Source organism: Mesorhizobium sp. M0571, from assembly GCF_040320985.1.
Lineage (GTDB): Bacteria > Pseudomonadota > Alphaproteobacteria > Rhizobiales > Rhizobiaceae > Mesorhizobium.
Map to the genome: position 1 here is coordinate 1 of NZ_JAMYQT010000030.1, position 22,372 is coordinate 22,372.

General features: G+C 59.8%; 16 protein-coding genes. 5 read left to right on the forward strand and 11 right to left on the reverse strand.

The window, feature by feature from the left end; all coding sequences use genetic code 11:
- Nucleotides 1-62 precede the first annotated feature (62 nt).
- Nucleotides 63-1,199, reverse strand: coding sequence for a serine/threonine-protein kinase (locus NKI85_RS26910; RefSeq protein ID WP_502900730.1), 1,137 nt, complete (start codon nt 1,197-1,199; stop codon nt 63-65).
- Between the two features lie 5 nt (nt 1,200-1,204).
- On the reverse strand, nt 1,205-1,978 hold the full coding sequence (locus NKI85_RS26915; RefSeq protein WP_352778884.1) for a PP2C family protein-serine/threonine phosphatase: 774 nt from the start codon (nt 1,976-1,978) through the stop codon (nt 1,205-1,207).
- 265 nt (nt 1,979-2,243) lie between these two features.
- On the opposite strand from NKI85_RS26915, the gene NKI85_RS26920 reads away from it, so the two are divergent.
- Together NKI85_RS26920 and NKI85_RS26925 are read left to right on the forward strand one after the other, a co-directional pair.
- Entirely contained in the window at nt 2,244-2,849 is a 606-nt protein-coding gene (locus NKI85_RS26920; protein WP_352778885.1) for a helix-turn-helix domain-containing protein, read from the forward strand.
- A 5-nt stretch (nt 2,850-2,854) separates the two neighbouring features.
- Complete coding sequence (locus tag NKI85_RS26925) at nt 2,855-3,490, forward strand: RES family NAD+ phosphorylase (RefSeq protein ID WP_352778978.1); 636 nt, start codon at nt 2,855-2,857, stop codon at nt 3,488-3,490.
- 132 nt (nt 3,491-3,622) lie between these two features.
- On the opposite strand, the gene tssM (NKI85_RS26930) is transcribed toward NKI85_RS26925, so the two are convergent.
- From tssM (NKI85_RS26930) to tagH, 3 genes are all read right to left on the reverse strand, one after another.
- Nucleotides 3,623-7,183: a type VI secretion system membrane subunit TssM gene (gene tssM, locus NKI85_RS26930; protein ID WP_352778887.1), complete on the reverse strand. Its 3,561-nt coding sequence runs from the start codon at nt 7,181-7,183 to the stop codon at nt 3,623-3,625.
- Between the two features lie 22 nt (nt 7,184-7,205).
- On the reverse strand, nt 7,206-8,711 hold the full coding sequence (gene tssL, locus NKI85_RS26935) for a type VI secretion system protein TssL, long form (RefSeq protein WP_352778890.1): 1,506 nt from the start codon (nt 8,709-8,711) through the stop codon (nt 7,206-7,208).
- Between the two features lie 300 nt (nt 8,712-9,011).
- Nucleotides 9,012-10,055 carry a type VI secretion system-associated FHA domain protein TagH gene (gene tagH, locus NKI85_RS26940; protein ID WP_352778892.1) on the reverse strand — a complete coding sequence of 348 codons (1,044 nt, stop codon included), beginning with the start codon at nt 10,053-10,055 and terminating at the stop codon, nt 9,012-9,014.
- Nucleotides 10,056-10,349: 294 nt separating this feature from the next.
- Here tagH and NKI85_RS26945 point away from each other — a divergent pair, with 294 nt between their 5' ends.
- Genes NKI85_RS26945 through NKI85_RS26955 form a run of 3 tightly spaced genes read left to right on the forward strand, consistent with a single transcriptional unit; the run spans nt 10,350 to nt 14,199 of the window.
- A complete protein-coding gene (locus NKI85_RS26945; RefSeq protein ID WP_352778894.1) occupies nt 10,350-12,677 on the forward strand; it encodes a type VI secretion system Vgr family protein in 2,328 nt (775 codons plus the stop codon).
- Nucleotides 12,678-12,685: 8 nt separating this feature from the next.
- Nucleotides 12,686-13,114, forward strand: a complete 429-nt coding sequence (locus tag NKI85_RS26950) for a DUF6484 domain-containing protein (RefSeq protein WP_352778896.1) — start codon at nt 12,686-12,688, stop codon at nt 13,112-13,114.
- Nucleotides 13,115-13,158: 44 nt separating this feature from the next.
- Nucleotides 13,159-14,199 (forward strand): HEAT repeat domain-containing protein, encoded by a 1,041-nt coding sequence (locus tag NKI85_RS26955; protein ID WP_352778898.1) that lies wholly within the window; start codon nt 13,159-13,161, stop codon nt 14,197-14,199.
- 28 nt (nt 14,200-14,227) lie between these two features.
- Here the strand turns inward: NKI85_RS26955 and NKI85_RS26960 are convergent, their stop codons facing one another.
- The 6 genes from NKI85_RS26960 to tssM (NKI85_RS26985) are packed head-to-tail and all read right to left on the reverse strand — an operon-like array spanning nt 14,228 to nt 22,372.
- The gene (locus NKI85_RS26960; protein WP_352778900.1) at nt 14,228-15,097 is read right to left on the reverse strand and encodes a hypothetical protein; all 870 of its coding nucleotides are present in this window, start codon (nt 15,095-15,097) and stop codon (nt 14,228-14,230) included.
- A gap of 8 nt (nt 15,098-15,105) precedes the next feature.
- Nucleotides 15,106-16,188, reverse strand: coding sequence for a DUF4150 domain-containing protein (locus NKI85_RS26965; RefSeq protein WP_352778903.1), 1,083 nt, complete (start codon nt 16,186-16,188; stop codon nt 15,106-15,108).
- A gap of 13 nt (nt 16,189-16,201) precedes the next feature.
- On the reverse strand, nt 16,202-17,209 hold the full coding sequence (locus NKI85_RS26970) for a hypothetical protein (protein WP_352778905.1): 1,008 nt from the start codon (nt 17,207-17,209) through the stop codon (nt 16,202-16,204).
- Nucleotides 17,206-18,294 carry a DUF2169 family type VI secretion system accessory protein gene (locus tag NKI85_RS26975; protein ID WP_352778907.1) on the reverse strand — a complete coding sequence of 363 codons (1,089 nt, stop codon included), beginning with the start codon at nt 18,292-18,294 and terminating at the stop codon, nt 17,206-17,208. The genes NKI85_RS26970 and NKI85_RS26975 overlap by 4 nt, the downstream gene beginning before the upstream one ends.
- Entirely contained in the window at nt 18,294-18,854 is a 561-nt protein-coding gene (gene tagF, locus NKI85_RS26980; RefSeq protein ID WP_352778909.1) for a type VI secretion system-associated protein TagF, read from the reverse strand. Before tagF ends, NKI85_RS26975 begins: the two co-directional genes overlap by 1 nt.
- On the reverse strand, nt 18,836-22,372 hold the full coding sequence (gene tssM / locus NKI85_RS26985) for a type VI secretion system membrane subunit TssM (protein WP_352778911.1): 3,537 nt from the start codon (nt 22,370-22,372) through the stop codon (nt 18,836-18,838). The genes tagF and tssM (NKI85_RS26985) overlap by 19 nt, the downstream gene beginning before the upstream one ends.

The window sequence follows — 22,372 nt, forward strand, 5'->3', positions numbered from 1 at the left end:
GTCGTCTAAACACACCGTCCCATACCGCGGCGCCCCGCCGGGTTCCGCCGCGGCGGCCGATCCTAATCCCGTGTTTGGTGTGGTTTTTTGTTTTTTGCGCGGCCCCCCCCGCGGGGCGGGGGGGGGGGCGGGCTGGCGACTGCTGAAGGCCGCGGTTCGGACAACAGCGCGGGCCGGACATGCGGGACGAAGCGCTGCCCACCTGAACCTGCCGTCACAGGCGCGTCACGCCCCAAATCATAGGAAGGCTGGGCCTTGGGCTCAGGCGCAAGGGTTTGCCCCGCTCGTGGCAAACCCGGCCGATCGCGGGTCGGCATGAACGTTGGCGGCGTTGTCCCTTCGTCCTCGTCACGCGTCATTCTGGCGATTTCCGCCATGCTCGCCGGGCGGTCTCGCGGATCCGGCTGCAGCATGGCTTCAACAATGCCACGAAAATCGTCGTCGATGTCGGACAGGTCGGGCACGGTCCGGCGCTTTTCGATGATCTCGAATTGGGACCCGCTCATGTCGATCGGCTTCCCGCGCAGAGCGGCAACCAGCACCAGCCCCAGGCTGTAGATGTCGGATTGCTCGCTGACATCGCCGCTGTAGAGCCCAAGCTGTTCGGGCGAAACGTAGTTGTACTTTCCCGCGAATTTTCCGCCGATCAGGGTCTCCCCGCCGACGGTCGCCGATCGCGCAATACCGAAATCGATGATCTTGGCGCGGTCGACTCTACCCCCTGGCAAGATGATGTTATCGGGGGAGAGGTCGCGGTGAATTGCTCCCGCTTGATGCACGGCGCTCAGACCCGAAGTGAGGCGATGGCAGAGCTTGCGTACCTCTTCAGTCGGCATCGGGCCACGTCGCATGATGTCGTGCAGCGACTCGCCGTCGACAAATTCCATGGCAAGGTAGGGACGGCCGATCCCGGGATCGATGGTGAAGACGTGATATCGCACGACCGCATCGTGCGACAGGTGATTGAGGATTGACGCTTCCTTGCGGAACAAGGACAAGATCGTCGGGTCGCGGGCAAATTCGGGCAGGACGATCTTGATCGCGACGTGGTCGCCAGTCTGGATGTTGTGGCCACGGTAGACCTCGCCCATGCCACCGAATGCGATCCGCTCGTCAAGTTCGTAGATGCCGCTGAGTTGCGTGCCGACGGCGGTGTTGGCCAGCTGCGGCGATATTCGCGTCTTGTCGTCGGCGCTCATCAGCCTCAACCCTCCGCTCTGGACAGATCAGGGTAGGGGGGATGTCTGTTGTGCCCGTTTGCGAACTTCACCAGCACAATGGTGACATTGTCTGTTCCGCCCCGCGCCAGCACCATTTGCAGCAGATTTTCGCAAGCCGCCTGAGGCGTCGCGGACACCACCGCGGCTCCGATCTCGGCGTCGGTCAAATGCGCCGTCAGCCCATCTGTGCACAACACAAAGATGTCTCCCGGCATGATTTCGCCTTGCTGGAAATCGATGACGATTTCGTCGCTGACGCCTACCGCATGCGTGATGACATTGCGGCGCGGCCAGGTGAGCGCCTCGGCTGCGCTGATCATGCCGCGATCGAGAAGTTCCTGAACTTCGGTGTGGTCCCTCGAGATCTGCGAGATCGAGGCGTTGCGGACCAGATAAACCCGGCTGTCGCCCGCCCACAGGCAGGCAAATCGCCCATCCATCGCCAAGAGGGCGGCAACGGTGGAGCCGATGGTTATGCCGCGGGATTCGGAGATCCTGCGGATCTCGGCGTTGGCGCGGCTCAGCCTGTCCTCGAAGCGCGCCCGAAGATCTGGGGCGGAGCTGGCAATGCCGATCGTGGCCAGATGATCGACAATGCTGGCTGAAGCGACCTCTCCGGCTTCATGTCCACCCATTCCGTCGGCCACCACCCACAGGCCGGTTCGTGGCTCGACCAGATAGTTGTCTTCATTATGCTCACGGACACAGCCATTGTGGCTCACGCCGAAGCTTTCAAAGGAAAGGGCGACATCGCTCACCTTGCCACCAAGCGCTTCTCAAAGCGTCCTCTGCGGCGCACCTTCAGGCGCTCGCTGCCGCCACTTTGCCACAGGCTGGAATATTAAAGTATCGAAATTTCTGGAGGGCGTCACTGCAAGGAAAAACCCAAGAAATGGTTTTCACGACGCGACGCGGCTGTCAGCTGCCCCTACTGCGATCTCCCCGGATATCGCGGCGTCGCAAGCTGGTTGACTTAGGCAATACCGTATCTATATGTTCCTCATGTAAACCAATGAGGTCATCATGGCTCGGACAGTGCCAAACACAAGTGTTCTCCGGTCTGATAGCCTTCAGGCGATGTTTCTTCGACGCGCCACGTCAGCGCTGGAGCGCATAGCAGCCACTGCCTCTTCGAAGGTTCTCTCTGACGCTTTGTCAGCCCCGACCGATGCCGGTTCGCTCGCCCGGCTTCTCAGCCAGTCTGACGTCATCGGGTCAGCTGTCATAGAACTCGACCCACTCGTTCCCGCCCTTGCAAGGAAGGTCGAACACCGCAAGATTCTGATCGAGCGTGCGGGTGGCACCTTGTCGGCCGAGGATGCTGGACGGCTGCTCGGCATTTCGCGACAGGCAGTGGACAAGCGCCGGCGGGCCGGGTCGCTGCTTGCCGTTCGGGAGGGAAGCGACTGGCGATATCCTGCTTGTCAATTTGACGAAACAGATGTGGTCGCCGGCATCGCGGACGTTGTGCGGGCCTACACTTCAGCCGGACCGTGGATGGCGCTGGACTTCTTGCTCGCCCCAGACTCGGTGCTTGGAGGGCGCACGCCACTTGAGGCGTTGAGGGCCGGCGATCGAGATTCAGTGCTGCGCGTTTTACGCAGTGAGGCTGCGGATGGGTTTGCGTGATTTCCATGGAGCGGGCAGCACGCCGAGGTCCACTAGGTGTGGCGCCTGCTCCTCCCGTTTGGCTTGACGATATCTCGCTTCCTATTGATGAAATAGAAGCCGGTCAGGTGTTGCACCGTATTCACCGAACTTGGCTCGACCCGATTTTTTTCGGTCCGGGACGAGGCGTGCCGCCGACCAGTCGTTTTGACAGCGCGGGCGGGTGGTTCGGAGTCATTTATGCCGGGTTGACGCTTCGCGGCGCGCTGGCCGAAACACTGCTCCGCAATCCGCAACGCCTCATGGTCAGCATGGCAGATATACTGGAGCGCTCCGCATCGGGGTTGGTCTCGGACCGGCCGTTGCAGGTTGTGCGTTTGTATGGACCGGGACTTCAAGCCGTGGGCACGGACAACGCGATTTCGACCGCGCCTTATGAGTCTTGCGGACTTTGGTCTGACGCGCTGTGGCGTCATCGAGATCAGCCGGACGGATTGGCCTACCAATCGCGACACGATTCCAGCGAGATCTGCCTCGCTCTCTTTGAGAGACCTGACTTTCAACTTCTGCCGCAGGAAACCCGATCCTTGTCGAGCATGTTCGACGAAGTTGCAGCGGTGCTCGACAGTTATGGAAAATCCATTTCGCTACCCACCGGATAGGGCATCAGCTAGCGCTGCCAGCGACACACGCTTGTCGGGGGCCTGGCGCGGCGGTTGCTTGCCTGGATTGCTGGCGGACGGTCTGGGCATGCGCACAAACCAGGCGCTTTGGACTTTGAGCCGCTACCAATCTCAAAACGCCTTCGGACAGCTAAATGCCGAAAGTGCCGGAAGGAAGAAGGGAGTGGGACCGGAACCGGCCTGAATCGTGTAGGCCACGTCACGTCCGCCGATTACGAAGCGGGCTTCAACAGTGCTGTCCTTGGTGGTGATCGTGGCCTTGTCCAGCAACCGTTTCAGCGACCACGGCCCTTCGAACTTGATGGCGGATTCGCGGCCCGGCATTTCCGGGGTCAGTCTCAGACTGGCAGATCCCGCGGCCATGCCGTTCGGCCAGGACACAGTGCTTGGCGCATTACCCGCCTGCTTGCTCTGGACGATCTGGCCATCGACATCGAGCACCGCAGCATCGGCATCGCCGTGCAGCGAGAACGGGGTAAAGGTTAGGTCGACCGAGGGCACTGACCCGCCCGAGGGAAAAAATGCGCCGCGGATTTCCGCAGCCAGCTGGAAGTCTTTCAGCGTTGGCTTCGAGAGGTCGCGCCCGAAGCGCGCATCCTGTTTCCAGCTCCAGTCCTGGCCGCTCATGTCGATCAACGATGCGAGATTTTGTGCGAAGAACCGGTCCATCAGGCCGCCCGGAGCGAACAACTTTGCAAAATCCGCCATCGCAATATCCTCGGTGGCGTCGCTGGCGAAAGGATAGCGGCCGTTGACCGCCTCCTCGCAGGGCTGTGTGACGGCCTGGTCGAGCATCTGGTTCAAATTCGCCACCGAAATTTCGGCCGCGTTGCCCTCAAACTCGTCTGCCGTTGCATTGACCATTCTGCCGAGTTGCTTGGGCAGACGCGATACATTGGCGCGAAGGGTGGCTATCTGCAGCTGCAGGTTCGTGTTCACGCGTTCCGTCTGTGAAGGGACCTCCGTCGCCAGTTGCAGGCTCTGGTAGATATCACGAAAATTCTGGGTCAATGCATCGATCGGACGGTGTCCGACAGGACCGCTCACCAGAGCCTGGAACGACCTGAACTGCGCTTCGATGTTTGCCCCGGGACTCTGGCTTTGTGAGCTCGCCGACCCCGTACCGGCGCGGCTTTGCGATTTTGCGGTGCCGATTTGAATGCCGATGCGAGCCAGGCCTTTGGCCATGTGCGCAGCGTCCTGGGACGGGCTCTGGGCGATGCCTTCTGCCCCGGCGTCCGAGTCTCTGCCGGACACCGGGTCGCGCGTCAGAGCTGTTTCGTAGGCGATCGCCGTAAAAAGCTGTTCGATCGGCGAGGTTGGTGAGGCGACGGCGGAAAGCGCGACATAGTGCGGCTCGTCGTTGAGCATTGCTTTGAATTTCAAGCCGTCGAGAACGCTGTTCCACGCGGCTGCAAACTCCTTGCCGTAGCCATCGAGAAGTTCGGGGCCGAGCTTGAGCAAATCCTGATCGATACTGCCTTGCTCGCCGCCACCGCCCAGAACCCACTGATCGTCGACGAGCATCTGCGCAACGTCCGAAAGTTGTCCAAGATAGAAGTTGTTGAAGCCGGCATAGGTGTAGAGACCGGGAACACGAAGTTTCGACAGATCGCCGCCATCGACGCGCTCGAACACAAACTGCGCTTCCGGCCCACCTTTGAGGGAAACAGCAAAATCGTCCAGCGCAGCCGCGTACACCGCCGACTTGATCAATGCGGACGCACGATCGGCAAGGCTCATGCGCCCGAGTGAGCGTTGGGCCGCTTCGACAAGTGGCTGGTTGAGTTCGAAAACCGGATCATAGGCGTCGTCCAACGCAAGCATGGCGCGCAGGTGCTTTTCGAGCTGCGCGCGTCCTTCGCGGTTGCTCTCGCCCGGATACCGGTGCTGCTCCCAATCCTGCTTCATCCAGGAAATGATCAAGGCGTCATCGACCTTGGGTGCCTTGCCGCCGAGCATCAAATAAATCTTCAGCGGTTCATAGAGCTGGGCCGGGTCAGCCATCGTCGCTTGGACTGTCCGCTCAGCCTGAATCAGCAGACGCGATCGGAACATTCGTTCCAGTGCTTGCCGGTAAGCCGTTTTGGATGCTGAAAGAAGCCTTTCCCGCTGGCTTAGGCCGAACGCTTCCTCAATCGGCGTCGGTAAGTCACTGCTTTCGAAGCCGGCCGGCAGGTTGCGCAGATGATCGAGCGGCCCAATGACATTTTCGAGGTCGACATCGGTGACCGTGGTGCTTTTGAGCAGGGCGTCCGTCGTCTCGCGATACTGGCTCGTGGCCTGCATCGTAGAGGCGATCAGCGAGCGGTTGGCCGTAAAGCTCAAGCCGAGGGTGCCAAGCGCCGCCGCGGTGAGCAACGCTATGATGCCAAAGCCGCCATATCTGATGGCCGCTGCCCGCCTCTCAGCCGACCTGTCGTACGAAACCCATCCGGATTCGGCGAAAATGACCTTAGTCAGAAGATCATGCAAAAAAAAGCTTTTGCCGGTTCCTGACAGATGGTCGCGGGAATTGTTGCCGAAACTGCGGCCGATTGCGCCCAGCAGCTGATCAATCGGCGTTCCCTCTTGGGTGCCTGACGAAAAATAGAACCCACGCAAGCTGACATTCACCTGGCTGCGGACCGGATCGAACAGGCTGGTGACGAAACTGGCAATTCGGCCCCTCATCGCGCCAAACTGCGCCGGGAAGCCAAAGATCGATATCCGCGCGACCGGATCAGCCTCCTCCTGCAGACGGTCAGCCATCTCTTCCGCCAAACGTTTTGCCAGTGCATCGAATTCGGCCGGAGCCTCACCAGCCATATTCTTGTTGCGGTCTGTGGTCTGGAATGTCGCGCCCCAGACCTTGCGCCTGCGCGGCTCGTCGAAACCGCCGAAATAATCCATGAAGCCGGAAACAAGATCAGCCTTGGTGAAAAGCAGGTACACCGGAAACTGGATTTTCAGCGTTTCGTAGATTTCCCTCAGGCGACTGCGTATTTCCAGGACGTGGGCGTCGAGCTGCTGGTCGTCGAGACTGATGAGGTCGACAAGGCTGATGGCCAGGATGACCCCGTTTATCGGGTGCCTGGCGCGGTATTTCTTAAGCAGGGACAAGAAGGCGAGCCAGCTCTTGCTGTCGCTTCCGGCATTGGAATCCTGCGTCGTGTAGCGTCCTGCCGTATCGATCAGCACTGCCTCTTCGGTGAACCACCAGTCGCAGGAGCGGGTGCCGCCGACACCGGCCACCGGCTGGGCGTTTCCCGAACCGGCAAGCGGAAAATTCAGGCCCGAATTGACCAGTGCCGTCGTCTTGCCTGCGCCAGGCGGACCAATGATGACGTACCAGGGGATATCGTAGAGGAAATTGCGCTTGCCGCTCGACCGCTTCAACGCTGCGATGGCCTCATTCATGCGCGCCTCGAGCACCGGCGAATCGTCATTGCTGCCGTCGGCGCGAGCGACGACCGTCTCGAGCGCTTTTTGGGCCTTTCTCCTCTGCCAAAAGCGCACTCCGTAAAAGAGGGCCGCCATCGCCACGATCGTGCCGATGATTGTGGCGCGCAGCCAGACGGATCCCAGAGGCCGGGTATCGGCGAAGCGGATCAAAGGTCCGGCAAACCAGACCGCGGCCGCGAAACCGGCCAACGCGACCGTGCTGAATATCCGCAGCAGCCAGCGCGTCATGGGCGTTTCCGACCGGCGGTGTTCACAACGTTTCCTCCTTGGGGATCATCACGTCGACACGGCGGTTCTTGGCGCGGCCTTCGGGCGTCGCGTTGTCGGCAATTGGCTCGTCTTCGCCCTTGCCGTCGGTGGTTATTCGCGAGGGATTGCTGAATTTCGGGGCGATCATTGTTTCAACGGCCTTCGCCCGGGCGACGGAAAGGTCGAAGTTGGATTTGAACGGGCTCGATTTCCGTGGCTTCACATTGTCCGTGTGGCCGACGATCCTGATTGGCCCGGGCTCGCGCTCCAGGGCTGCGGCGATCTCTGCGGCTAGTGGCTGAAACTCAGGCTTCACTTCGGCCTTGCCAGGCTGGAACAACACGAGATTGTTGATCTCCACCACGATGAAGTCGCCCTTAGTGCCGATGGTCAGCCCGCCGCGCTCGATTTGCGTGACCAGCGCCGAACGGATGCGATCGATCTGCGTGGTTGCGGCCGGCGGGACGACTTTCGCCGGTTCGGCAAGCGGCGCCACGCTGGTGCGCTCGATGGTCAGCGGCGTCGATGGGTTGAGCGCCAGCAATTGGCTGGCGGCAGCATCGCCCTCGTCCGTCATGAAGACCCGCAACGTGAAGAACGCCGCCGTCAGCAGGGCCGACGCCGTTGCCGCAACGACCCAGAGCGGCAGGCGGGCCGAAGACGGCACCATCGTCGCCGCCATGCCTTGCCAGCGCGGTGAGATGTCCTCTCCGGCGCGGGCCCTGAAGTAGCGGAGCGTCTCATAGACATCGCCCCGGACACGTTCAAGACTGGTGTCTTCGCGCGCCAGGCCCCGATACTGGCCCTCAAATCCCAGGGACAGGCAGACATGCATCAGCTCGAGCAGATCGTAGTGCGGCTCCGGATTGGCCAATACCTTGTTCAGTGCTTCGAAGAAGCCCGCGCCAGTGGGCTCAACGTGAAAGAACTGTAATAGCATGCTGTGCTGCGCCCAGGCGTCTTTGCCGGCCCAGGGCAGGTTGCCGATAAGATCGTCGGCGGTTTCGCAAAGAGCGAATTTTGCGATGCGTGCGTCCTCTTCGGCAACGCCTGACTTTTCCAGTGTCCGGTCGAACCTCTCCAGCGCCTCGGCGATATGTTCCGCCAATGGCTCTGCTTGCCTTTCGACGGAGATAAGCCTGAGTTGGCCGAACAGCATGAGCAGCGGTGCTGACGCGGCGAGTATCGGATTTGCCGCAGAATATTTGACGCCGTCCGCGGCCTCGAGAAGGATCTCCTGCTGGATCGCCGGCCTTGATGCGACCGCCCCGGTCTTCGCCGCAGCACCGGATGGTGCTCCTAAATAAAGAACGGTTCCGGATGTCCAGCCCGGCGGCGCATGGCGGCCGATACCGGGATCGAAAACCGTCGAGTCCTTGACTTGCGAGGGACTGACACTGTCCGCAGTGGGCTCCTTTGGGGTTAGGCCTGGAGTCTGCGCGCGCCGGGGATTGGCGCGAATGACAGTCTTGCCCGCTGGGCCGAAAGGACCGTCCTTCGAGCTCATCGTCGGGGTTCCGTCGCCATGCGGTGTCGGCATCTGTGGGTGAGAGGCGCCAGACGTTTCCTGGCCGGACCGGGCAAGCAAGGGGCCTGCCGGCGAGAGTGTGCTCCGGACGAAGCCTGCCTACAGGATGCTATGCCGCCGTAACATGACATTTGCCGCGACCCCCAGGTCAATCAGGCTTACCCGCTTGGCGAACTGTCGTAGGTGATCGTAGTCTCAGATATTGCCGATTGGAACATGATGCGGCACGCCAACGATTTTTTCTTGGTCAGCTGCAGCGCCGCGGTCCCTTGGATTGTTTTATTTTTGCTTGTCGGCTTTGGCATAGGCCTCGCTGAAATGAGCCAGGAATATGTCCAGCATACCGTTTTCGTGGCCCTCCTCCATCGTCCGCCATGTCGTGACAAAGGCGTCCCATGCCTGACTTTTCTTGGAGGTAAACGATGACGGCGGGAGCTTTTTGCCGATCGCTTCCGGCGACAGGTCGTCAAGCAGTCGCGACAGCGCAGCTTGCATGGCGGCATAAGTCGCAAATTCGTGCGTCTTGAGATCGCGGAACGCGTCTTCGATACTGTTCCTGGCATTGAGATAGCCGGCTCTGCGCCGTGCAAACATGATTTCGAGTATGTCGTCGACTCCCGGCACGAACTTCAGGGGGTTGTTGTCGGCCGAGCTTATCATTGTTCGGTGTGGGCTCTTGGCCAATGTCTTTGCAGCCGCACGTGCCTTCAGCAGCAAGGCCAGTTGCTCGACCACGACCCGAAGGACCGAGCCGATTTCGGCCGCAACTTCGTGCGGGTCCCGCGACTGCAGCAGTTCCGGGGAAATACCCGCTCCAATCGCGATTTCCCGCAGCACCTCGTCTCTCGTCGAAGGAACGGACGCGGGCAGCGACGGTGCTTGTTGCCCGAGCCATCGCTCTGCCGAACCCAAGAAAGGCTCGCCTCCAGAGTCAAGCTGCCGATCGACCACGACGGGCATGTGTCGTTGCGTCGAACCTTGGTTGCCTTGCGGATGAGTTGGCGTGGCGCGCTCGTCAATCGATACAGAGATGACGTAGCGGCCGACCAGGAGCCTGTCGCCGTGGTCCAGCCGGTGCGGACCGGTGATGCGTTGGCTCGATCCGTTAATGAAAGTGCCATTGCGCGAGATATCGTGAAGCCAAAACGCGCCTGCCTCGTATCGGATCTGGCAATGCCGGCCGGAGATGAACTTGTCAGGGTCGGGTAAGATCCAGTCGCAATTTTCGCGCCCGATTTTGAAGCTGCGATCACGCGATCTGTAGCCGGGCGACACGCCAGCGGGCAGGGCATCGACATTGCTGATCTGCAGACTGATTAACATGCGAAATCGCCTGTGTGATCGCTGGCGGCCTTGTCGGCACGATACTCCATGTTTTTAGCGTGGCTAATCCAAATTCGCATCACTTTGGCGCAAGGCAGCGGGCGAACCCCGGATCTTGCAGATTCGCCCAGCTCTGCATGGGCTCTTGGGCCGGCGCAACAACATGTGGTACGCTCAACACGGACTAGCAACCCAGCGAGAATTGGTGTGGGCTTTGAGTTCCTGAACCTGATGTCGTTAATATAGCAGGACCTTCAAATCCACTGGCGGCCGGGTCCAGGAGGGGCACGACCAATGCCGAATGAACGTGCCACGGTTGTGCAGACGCCGCTTGGCGCCGAGCTGTTGACCTTCACGCATCTTGTCGGGCGCGATGAGATAAGCCGTTGTTTCGCCTATACGGTTGGGTTCGTAAGCACCGACCACGACATCGATCCGCTGAAGATGCTGGGTGGGGCTGTCTCGATCGAAGGTGAATCCGATCCGAAACGTTGGTTCAGCGGCCTTGTGTCCGAGTTCAGACTTACCCGGATCGAGGACCGATTGGCCTATTACGAAGCGGTCGCCAGACCATGGCTCTGGTTTCTCGGCAACACGACCGATTGCCGTATTTTTCAAAACATGAGCGTTGTCGAAATCGTCGAAGAAGTGTTTTCGAAATACAGCACGGCAAAATTCGAGAAGCGCCTGCAAGGCTCCTATTCATCGCGCGAATACTGCGTGCAATATGACGAGACCGATCTCGATTTCGTGCAGCGGCTGCTCGAGCACGAGGGCATCCTGTATTTCTTCGAGCATGGCGAGGGCAAGCACACGCTTGTGCTCGCCGATGCGATGAGCAAGCTGAAGCCGGCGCCAGGTTATGAGAAAGTGCCCTACCACTTTGAAGGGCAGGGCTCCCGGCGCGATGTCGAATATATCACCGAATGGATCCCGGGCAGTTCGGTGCGGCCCGGCGCCTACGTCCATACCGATTATGATTTCAAAAAGCCGGGCGCCGACCTGATGGCCAAGTCGGCCCAGCCCTTTGGTCACAAACTCGCAGCGGGTGAGAACTATCGCCAGCCCGGTGCGCATCTTGAGGTGGGACGTGGTGATAGTTTAGCGGCGATCCGGCGCGAGGAAATCCAGGCGGTACACCAGCGCATCGCCGCGGTCGGAACCGTGCGCGGCCTGTATTCAGGCTGCACGTTCAAGCTGGACGGTTTTCCGCGCGAGGACCAGAATCAGGAATATCTGGTGGTCAGCGCCGAATACAGGCTGTTCGATCCGGGCTACAGAGCCCATGCCGACGTCGAAAGCGAGAATTTCAAGGTGATCCTCGGCGTGGCACCGACTGCCTTGCCCTATCGTCCGCCGCGGGTCACGACACGGCCGATCATGCGCGGCCCGCAGACGGCGACGGTGGTCGGCCCATCCGGCGAGGAGATATTCACCGACAAATATGCACGGGTGAAAGTGCAGTTCCATTGGGATCGGCTGGGCAAGAAGGACCAGAACAGTTCCTGCTTCGTGCGGGTTTCGCAGACCTGGGCCGGCAGCGGCTGGGGTTTTATCCAGATACCCCGCATCGGGCAGGAGGTCATCGTCGACTTTATCGAAGGTGATCCTGACCTGCCGATCATTACCGGCAGGGTCTACAACGCCGCGCAGATGCCGCCCTACGGACTGCCCGGCAATGCCACGCAATCCGGCTGGAAATCCGATTCATCGAAAGGCGGCGGCGGCTACAACGAGCTGATGTTCGAGGACAAGGCCGGCTCCGAGCTGGTCAATTTCCAAGCGCAGAAGGACCACCACCTTCTGATCAAGCACGACCGCAACAAGCTGGTACAGCATGACCAGTCGGACCGCATCGATCACGACGCCAAGCACTCCGTCGGCCACAACCTCGACGAGGACGTCGGCAACAACAAGACGGTCAAGGTCGGCGTCGACCAGACAACGAATATCGGCTCGAACGACACCGAGACGGTGGGCGTGAACCGTTCGCTGACAGTCGAGGCCAACGAAACCATCCATGTAGTGTCGAACTCGACAGAGAATATCGACGCCAATCATTCGCAGACAGTAGGGATTGTGCAGACCATCACGGTGGGTGCTGCTCGCGTCGATACGGTCGGGGCGGCCGAGACGCGAAGCGTCGGCGGTCCGCAGGTGAATACAATCGGCGCGACAAGGTCGGTGACTGTTGGCTCCGCTCAAAGTCACAGTATCGGGGCCTCCGACACTTGGACCATTGCCGCCGATCAGAGCGTAAGCATCGGTGCCGGACAGACCATCGCAATAGCCGCCTCACAGGCAATCGACGTAGGGGCCTCGCGCATCTCGAACATCAAGTCCAATGACAGCACTGACGTCGGCGGCGGGTACATACTGAAAGTCGCCAAGGGAAGCTTGACGGACGTGAAGGAAAGCGGCGTCGTCAATATCGGGAAGGAATTTACGCTCGAGGCAGCGGATTCAATCACCTTTAAATGCGGCAGCGCCAAGATTGTCATGAAAAAAGATGGAACCATTACCATCGACGGCAAGGACATCTTCACGAAGGCGTCCGGCAAGATCAACACCAAAGCCTCGGGTGACATCGTCATGAAGGGCTCGAGCATTAATCAAAATTGAGGTTAGCTATGAGCAAGGTGAAGCAGAGCATCGACGGCGTCGTGATTGGTGTTTTTCTCGGCTACGGTGACGATGGCCCACTTGTCGTTTTTCCCGGCAATCCGCAAGAGCAGGCGCTTTCGGCGCGCGCTCTCGTTGAGCTGACCCTGGATATGGTCGGGTCCGAAGTGGCTCTTCTGTTCGAGGATGGCAATCTGCTGCGTCCTTTGATCATGGGGCGTATCGTCGATCCCGCGCGCAAAGCAGCTGCCTTTACGCAGGTCCTGAGCGATGGTGAATATGTTCGGGTGAAAGCCCAGAAACGAATCGAGCTTCGATGCGGCAAAGCAAGCATCATCATGGACAGCGACGGTCATATTGTCATTCGGGGGACTTACGTCGTTAGCCATGCCAGCGGTGCTAACAACATTCGCGGCGGCTCGATCAATCTGAATTAATGTCCGCCTCCGAGCATCGCACCAGGGCGTGGCCCAAGAGACGTGTGGCAACGGATATCGTTCGCCAGCATGCGGAGCGGGCTGCATTCCTCTGGGCGCAGCGTGACAATTTGTTGGCAAGTGATCCCCCGGACCCAAAAGCTATCGACAGCGTAGGTCAGCGTCTGGCAATCAACTTAGACGGATTGCGAATCGCAAGTGCGAGTGCCTGGCCGTTTTTGCTGAAGCAATATGAAGACTTCTCTGAAAAGGGCGAGCTGTTTGCCTTGGGCTGGGCTGCGCTCGAGCTGATGGACCACGGGCGTGTCGGCCAGGTGGTCGAATTTGGACGTCTCGCTCCAGACAGTACGCCTGGCCTGTTGGGAGCTCTCGCCTGGCATGATGCAATGACGATTGCTCCCTTTGTGCGCGAATGGATAGGCAGCGGCGATGCCTTCAAACGCCTGCTGGCCGTTTCGGCTTGCCAGGAACATAGCGTGGATCCTAAGCACATTCTTGTACGATTGGTTCGTGATTCAGATGCCAAGGTTCGTGCCACGAGCGCACGATTGGCCGGCACGCTGAAACGGACGGACCTCGCACGCGAGCTCTTCGATCGACTTGTCGATCGCGACGAATTCGTGCGTTTGTGGGCGGCTTGGGCTCTGACGGAACTTGGCTCCGGCGATGCCGCACGCGACAACCTCAAGAAGGCTGTGCCTACTGCTGGAGTAAATGCGCTAGTTGCTATGCGCGCCGTTGTGAAGGCAGGCCCCGAAAAGGAAGTTCGTGCATGGATGGGCCGAATGATGACTGCCCCCGTGACGGCACCGCTTGCGGTGCGCGGCATCGGAATGCTGGGCGACCGCAGAGTATTGAATTGGCTGGTTGATCGCATGCGCGAGCCGCAGCTGGCAATTGCTGCCGGCGCCGCGTTTCTCGAGCTGTTTCCCGAGGCGAGGGAAGATGGCGATCTCTTCACCATCGACGCCACAGAGGCCGGAAAGCCCTTTCTCGCATGCTTTGTCGACGGCATGGCGAAAGTGCCTTTAGCGGACAAGGTCGAAGCCTGGGGCAGGGCAGCCGGCCTGCTGGTCACGCGGTAGAGCACGGAGGGTCAACCCGCTGGAGTTTTCAGGTCGCAATCGGATGGCCGAAAAAGTAACGCTGACCTGATGCAAATTTGTGTACGTCATTGCTCTCGAGGAACGTCTCAAGAATGCCGGCGGCCTGAAGCGGATTCAGGTCGGCCTCCTCATTGAAGAAACCCGAGCAGTTGACGCCCGTCGTCGCTTCGAAGAGCAGTCGTTCGCGATAGAGCCGCCCCAATTGAAAGTCACCAATCCCCGAGCGTATTCTACCAAGCATGCTCTTTGCAATATTTACAATATCAAGTATTTCCCCCCCGAAGATGGGCACTTCGGGTGACGCAATCTTCTGGATCAGGTTGCCGCGCGAACTTGCAACGCGAGGAAAGTATGCCTCGCGATTGATCCTCTCCCCATCCTCGAGCTCCTCAGTGGCGCCAGCCATGATTGCGTTGTCATCTGCTTCGAGCAAATAGGAGAGTTCACGTTCTATCTGGCGCCTCGGCTCGATATCTAAGGCTCTATTGTGGAGGTCCAAGAGACGATCAATCGCCCTAATATTGGATGTAGCACCCAATGCCATCGCCAAAAAGTACAAGTAATTATCGGAGTCCTTGTTTTCTATATAGTTAAAAACGTCCAAAACGATTTCAATTGTTCCTGCATATCCAGAAAGTGTGGATGCGGCATGCCAAACCACGTATAGGGGATTTTCCCTTATTAGCGGCCCGAGTTTCGAGAGGTCTGTAAATCTTCCTCGTTCACAGGCGAGGAATTGGCCGGCAATTCTCTCCCAAAGCCTGTTGCTGGAGAGAAGTTCTGCCAAATCAAGTGATTGAAGATCGAGCTTGTTGATGTGAAATCCAACAGCCAGGTCCTGGAAGTCATAGTCAGAAATTTTCGGGTATTTAGCCATATGTACGCCTACGGAAGAAGATCATTTACTTTTTCGAGCTCACTCTGTAAGTTTTCGATCTCATTGCATTCCGGGTAGTCCATGAAATGCTGCGGAACGACATTGCCTTTGTTGTTGCAGCCGCCCGCCATCCTCGGGGTTTTGTGATTGAGTTTGCCCGGATTGGGTGTACCTGGCGGGCTTCCTGCTGGTGGGGCTGCCGGAACTGTTTGTTTCGTAACTCTTTCCCATGCTCTTGTGACCTGGGTTTTCTTAAGAGGCGTGAATGCATCATAAGCAGCCTGTGCGGGCGTCGGACCCGCCGGCTTGGCTGGGGTTGCAAGAGAAGGTATTCGCGCACCTTTGGGAATGTCAAAGTACAAGGCGCAACCTTGATTGTCTGCCTTGTGCACATTCGGACAACTGGGCTTTCCTTCTTTGGCCAGACGCCTGTTTTTCGCTTTCAGCCTATTCATCTTTTTAAGAACGCCTGATAAATGGGCCTGTTCGGTGGCCTTAGTTGGCTTGATACTCGCGACCTTCTTCTTCCAGAAGTCGTTTTCCTTCATCACAGGGTAGGCCTTGTTGGTTGCAGGGTCTTTCTGCCAGGAGTGGAGATTAAGACCACAGCAAGGGCACTTACCAGCCTCGACTGCCTTCTTCGCTTGCTTAAAATTCTGCGTCTCTCTTGAAGGCTGAGGCGGTGTGGCTCCAACATGTGATGCGTGGTTGCTCGTTGTCAGGTCGATGTGACGACAAACGTTCTTGTCCTCGAATTTCACGCTCATGCACCAGGATTGGAAGTAGGTCTTTCCTGTGATCTGGTGCGTAATGACCGATGCCCCGAACGTGCGGGTTGCGGCCTCGTTTCCGAGCGGGGATGTTTTGTAGTAAGATTTCTGTGCCAGCGCGACGGGCTTGCCTCCGATATAGACGGTTTCGGAGCCTTCCTTCAGGTCACTTGAAAAGGACGTGTTGGGGTAAGGAACGGGAATTGGACCCGCCGGCGGCGAGGGCGGTGACATGCAAACATCTGGGAACCGGGCGATGGACTGGTTCATGCCGTTCTTGCCGGCAATTTCCCATTTTTCCGCGAAGACGTCTTTCGTCACCTGTTGCCCCGCCCTACGCTGTCACAATGGCGGCGGCCCGGCCACCGAAGCTTGAGCTTCCATGCAGCGCTGCGATTGCTCCAGGAGCATAGTTTCTCTTATAGGCCTGCTCCGCCCAGGCAAACTGGATAAGGCCGGCAGCCGCCCCGCTGTCGCCGATACAGTCGGCCGCATGCCACACCGGTTGTTCAGGCCGGGTTTTTCGCATCGTTCTCATCTGGGCAAGAACGAGCTCTTCGAACGCATAAGACTCGCCCGCGACATCGGACAGGCGGAATGCCACGTCATGCATGTGCACGCCGGCCTCTTCCAAGGCGATCTTCAGCGCTGCGGTAAGGCCATTGGCGCGGAGAGGCTCCTCGTTGTAAATTGTTGCTGTTTCACGACCGAGCCCAAGACCCCTTACGATAACGTGGCTCTGGGTAATTGGCTGCCGGCTGACAACGGTTATGCAGGCACCTTCTCCGGGAATAAGACCGTCGGTCTCGATTGTGGTCTTTAAGCGTGCCCTGGCATCCAGCCAGCCGAGGGTGCGCGCATCGATGAGACTGTCCACGGCCAAAACGATGCAAGCGGGCACGTCACGGTTTTGCAGCAGGTCGCGGGCACGCGAAATTGCCGCGAAGGCTGAAATCGGGCCGGCTGCTATATGTCCCGATTTCGGACCGGCCAGCGGCGCTCCGTGCGGTAGCGTGATACCGCCGAGGATGCCGTTTATCCGGCCCCCGGGCATCTCGGGCTCCCGCGTGCACAGGATCAGCGGCATCTGCCCCCAAGGCAACGCCTCAGTAGCGTCGGGATCCAACTGATCAATTGCGAACTCTACCAGTGCGGAAAGTCGGTCTCGGCCCCGCAAATCAGGCGCAAATGCATTAACAACAGCACCAAGAATCGCCTCACCATTAGCGTCGCGGTATGGCAACTCACCAAAGGCCGCAATACCCGCGCGCATCGCCGCGACCGCACTAGCGGGAGAATAACCGACCGGAGAGACGAGGCTGAGACAGGAGATTGCGGTCACGACCAGCGCCGCATTTTCTTGAGTTCTTTGATGGCCACTGCCAAGCCGGCATAGTGCGGCTTGTCGCCGTCCTCCGGGATAAGGCTTACACCGACATGAACTTCTTGCAGCTTGGTCATCTTACGCGGCAACTTCGTCGCAACCCGTCCAACAAGCACGATTCGGTTCTCGTGGGGCACAAGGACCAGTGTGTCAGGGCGCAATGCCCTGGACTCGGTTATATCATTGAAAAGGAAACGCACCGGGATCGAGAGCGCAGGCAGTCTTACCTTGAACTTCCCGCTTTTGTTCATGTTCAGGCAGCCGAACATCAGACCTTCGGTGAGCTGATCCACCCATTGATCCTGCGGCGCCGCCTGGAAATAACGGTCGTCGAAGTCGTGCGGCAGGAAGGGCAAGACGTTGTCCATCCAATGCTTGTCGTATGTGCCAGCATATAGCGCTCTCTCCTTCGCGAAGCGCGGTACAGGGCCGAAGCCGATCGGGCGCGGTCGGTCGTTCCAGATGCGCATCCGCGAATGCGGGTGCTCGATACAAGGCAGTGTCGTTCCGTCGATGTTGCTCTGGCCGACCAGATAGCCGCTGCCAATCGGGTTGACAGCATCGCTGCTATGCTTGGCGGGATCAGGATTGGTGCGGTCGGTGCCGCCGAAAGCAAGATGCCAGGCGAGTGGCATCGATATGAACGGAGTCGGCGGCGACGCCTGAATGCCAAGGCCGCCCCGGAACCAACGCCGCTGCCCGGTTACGATTGCACGTTTTTGTAGGTTGGGTCCAAATAGTCCTACCTCGAGCGACTCAATGGGTCGCCCGCCCGGCGCCATTGCCGCTGCGTCGAGCAGAACCTCGCACTTCGGCTTGACAGGGACAAAGTCTGTCTCGACTCGAATTGAAGTCGTTTCCGGGTCACCATAGTGCGTATCGGAATAGACGAATGGCGACTGCTGTTTGCTGGGCGTGCATTTTCCGTCTGTATCGACATCGAATGTAGCGCGGACGACAGCCACACAGTGTCTTACGCAGTGCTTGTCCTGATAGGGAAAAGCTTCTGCCAAAAATGGCGTGGTATTGCCGCTAACAAACATCAGTGTTCGCCCCCGTATAAGCTGGTCTCCCAGCTCTCCGCAAAGATTTGTTCCAACGTCGTCTGCGGCGACAGCGGGTCGATGTCGAAAATGTCCGAACGCGCTGTCCACATCACCATATCGCTGATGAGCTCTTCGCCCGGCTCGACTGGCGGCGCCGGTAGTGTAGCCAGCGCGCCATCCAATTCGTCCGGCGTCAGCTCGCCATTTTGGGCAGCGATGGCCACCTTTTCGATCTCGGCAAACCATGCATCGGCATAGGCAAGCTCAACGCAGACTTCAGGAAGCTGGGCTACGACACTCAGAGGGAATTGCCTGCCGACCCTGTCGGCGCTCTGCAAAATGATCCCTGCCGATGCGCCGAACGAAGCCGGGCCGGCCAAAAAGCGCAGCGCGGTGGTGCGCGGCCAAGTTTCCCGGCCGAGCAGCGGGACCAGATGTTGCGCCAGCCATCGGTCCCAGTTGCGCACAAAATCCCCGGGCAGCCGCCGCGTCACGAAATCGCCGGTGGCGGGCATTTTGCCGTAGAAGCCGGGCAGGATCATATCTGCGGCGGACATGAGAATTTCTTGAACATCTGCAGGTTGTAAGGATTTTCGACGCTGGCAGCCTTGAGTTGGAAATCGGCGTACATGCCGTTCGTCCCCAGGCGCAGGCTGTAGACATCGGATAGGGAGGTGCCAGTGAAACGACCGCTGCGCAGCATTCTCAGCCAGGCCCAGCTGCCGGTCTCGTTGAGCATGATTTCGGGCGAGCCATCGATCGGCTGGAAGGCCAGCGAGATGACGCCTGTGCCGTCCTTGCCGGGCCACGTCATCGGCTGCGGCCTCGTTGCGTTGTTGTAGTAGACGAGGTTCTGGCCATCGAGGTTGAGCGTCACGCGCGTGACGTTGGGAGACAGGTCCTTCGGTTCGAGCGTGAAGCTCATCACCGGGCCCGTACCGCCTGGAAAGAGATCATCGCGGATCCGCCTTGCCTGTTCGAACGCAGCCAGCGCCGAAGGGTCAAGGCCGAAATCGGCGCGCCATTTCCATGGCTGCGCCGACGTGTCGACATAGCTGATCAGGTGGTCGTTGATGAAGGTGTCGATCAGCCCTGCCGGTCCGAACAGGCGGGCGAAGTCGCGAACATTGACGTCCACGGCGCTGTCAGGGCTGAACGGATAGCGGTCGTTGAGTGCGGCCTGGCAGAACGGCAGGATGTCGGCGCGCCAGATGGCGTTGAGCTCCGAGGTGACCGCCTTCTGTGTCAGGCCGCTGGTATCGCCGGCAATGCCCCCCAGCCAGTCGTCGATCGGATCTGGCAGGATCTGCGCCTGCCTGGCGACCGCTCCAGTCAGTTCGGCAAGGCCGCCCTGCTTTTTAATGGCGTCCTGCGGGTCCGGGTTTGCCGTCACCGTCTGCAGCACGTTGGACAGCGCAGTCAGTGCGACGATGGCGGCGTCGAGCGCCGGCGGCTGGCCGTCGACCTCGGCGATGGCGCCCTTGAGCGGCTTGAAGTGCTCGGCCACCAGACTGCCGGTAAGATCCACCTCGTCGGCGGAGCCGGCGCGCGGCAAAAGCTTTGCTCCGGTTTTTACGATCTTGCCAAGCTTGCCCAGCTTGCCGAGCAGTTTCGAGCCGCCTGACGCCGCGGCCTTGTCGTTTGCCGGCGCTTCATCGGATCGCGTAAGCTCAGTCTCCTGGACCACGGCCGTGACCAGTCGTTTGAGCGCGGAATCGGCGCTTGAGAGATCCTTGAGATTCTCGCTGGCGACGTTGAGGTCGGTCAATGGCGCCAGCCTCATGTCGCGCAGGAAGCTGTCCCATTGCGCGATATAGTCATCGTAATAGAGCTTCAGAATATCTTCGGATAGCGCCGAGACCGAGGTTTCTGAATTTTCCGAGCAACCGCCGGCGAACACCGCCCGGTCGAGCGCTGCCTGGGCGGCGACATCCTCGACCCGGTCGAGAATGGCGTCTTGGAAGCCGGCATAGGTGAACGCGCCCGAAATGCCGACGCGAAGCGTCTTGTCGGAGCGACGCGCAAACACCTTGGCGCCGTTGGGGCCGGCGAAGTTCGCCGGAACCCATTCCTTTAGCGCGGTCACCGCCGGGTCCGCCAGCAACTGCTTATAAGCACGCGCCGGCAACGAAATCGTACAGACGGTTTTCAGTGCCTCGGCAACCAGCGCCTGGTCCGGGGCGATATAGCTGGCGTCGACTGCCATGCGACGGATCGCGGCAAGCTGGTGCTCTTCCGCGTCAGCTGTCGGAAAGGGGGCAGCCGCCGCGAATTCAGGCAGACTGTTCACCCACCAGTTCTGGGCGAAGTCCGGATCCATCTGGGAAAGGCCGGTCATCATGCGATAGGTCTTCAGCGCGCCAAGCATGAAGTCCGGATCGCGGATCTGCCGCCACATCGTCGCCTCGAGCAGCGCCACCATGTGCGGCTCAAGTATGTTGCGCAAAGCGTGGTCGTAAGTGTCGGTCTGTGCTCGCACCAGCTCCGCCGACGCCGATGGTCCGAGCAGATCCTGCACAGCGCCAGGCGGCGTTGTCCGGGCATTGGCGACCTCATCCATCGCGCTGAGAGCGCCATCGATGGCAGGCTGTTCTACCGATGCCGGGGTTGCCGCGGCCGAGGTCAGCGGTGTTTGCAGCGCCTCGAACTGGCTAGCCTGGGCCGTGATCGCGTTGCGGTTGTCGTAATAGGACCAGGTGAACAGTGCCCCTGTCAGCAAAGCGGCCGCGGCACATGCGGCGGCCGCACCTCGCCAGATCCAGGCGCGGCGGCGTTGCGCCAGCGGATCGAATGTGCCGAGGCCCGCTTCCTTGAAGATGACTTCGGTAAGCAGATCCCTTAGGAAGAAGCTGCGTTTTTCGACGCGCGGCGCCGGCAACGCCCGGCGCGGCGGAAGTCCGAAGGAGGCAGACAGCGCCGCGGTCAGCCGATCGATCGGCGCCCCTTCCTGGGTCGCCGATGTCAGATAGAGGCCACGCAGCCAGGCGGCCTCCTCATACCGGCTTTCGCCGAACATCGCCTCGACCAGCACCTGGATCGGTTCGCACAGGCTGGCGAGCTGGGCGGGAAACCTGAAGATTTCGGCGCGGTTAGCAAGCTTGTCCTCATCCTCCAGCCGAGGCACCAGCCGCCGCTCGAGCTCGGTCGCTAGCGTCGCGATTTCGCGCTCGATGGTCTTTGTATCGACGCGTGCATCCAGCGCGAAGGTGGTCCCCCAGACCTGCTCGCGCGCAGCCGTGGACAAGCCGCCGAAGAACGCCTCGAACCCCTTGATCAGATCGGCTTTGGTCAGCATCAGATAGACCGGAAGGCGGATTTCGAGCCGATCGTTGAGCTCGGCCAGCCGACGGCGGATCTTGCGGCCATGCGCCTTGATGGCCTCGTCGCCCTCCGAAAGCACATCGATCGAAAGCGCGACGATCACACCGTTGAGCGCGCGGCGTCCCCTGTGCTTCTTCAAAAGGTCGAGGAAGCCCAGCCACTCCGCCGCGTCGACATCGGGCTGGCTTTCCTGCTGGACATAGCGGCCTGCAGTGTCGATCAGAACCGCGTTCTCCGAAAAGAACCAGTCGCAATTGCGTGTGCCGCCCACCCCTTGCAGGTCGTCGGTCAGGTCGATCGGAAAATTCAACCCTGACTGCCGCAAGGCTGTGGTCTTGCCGGTGGCCGGCGGACCGACGATCACGTACCAGGGCATCTCACGCAGGAACGTGCGCCCGCCGAGCTTCCGGCGCTTCAACTCGGCCATGACCTCGGCGAACTTGGCACCGACGGCAGCGACGTTTTCTTCGCCGGGGCTGAGCGGCTTTTCTACCGCCGGAGCGGCAATCTCGGCGACGAACATGCGATTGGCGCGGATCGCCCGGCGTTGGGCAACGATCAGCCAGACCAGCCAGAAGATGACCAGCAGCGCGATGATGACGATGCGCACATTGTCGGAGGCGAAAGGTTCGTAGGGACCGACCCTGACGATCGGGCCGAACACCCAGATCACCAGGGAAAGCAACGTGATGCCGATCAGCGTCCACAGCCAGCGCGATGTCAGGACCGCCCAGAGGAAGCGCAGGATGAACAT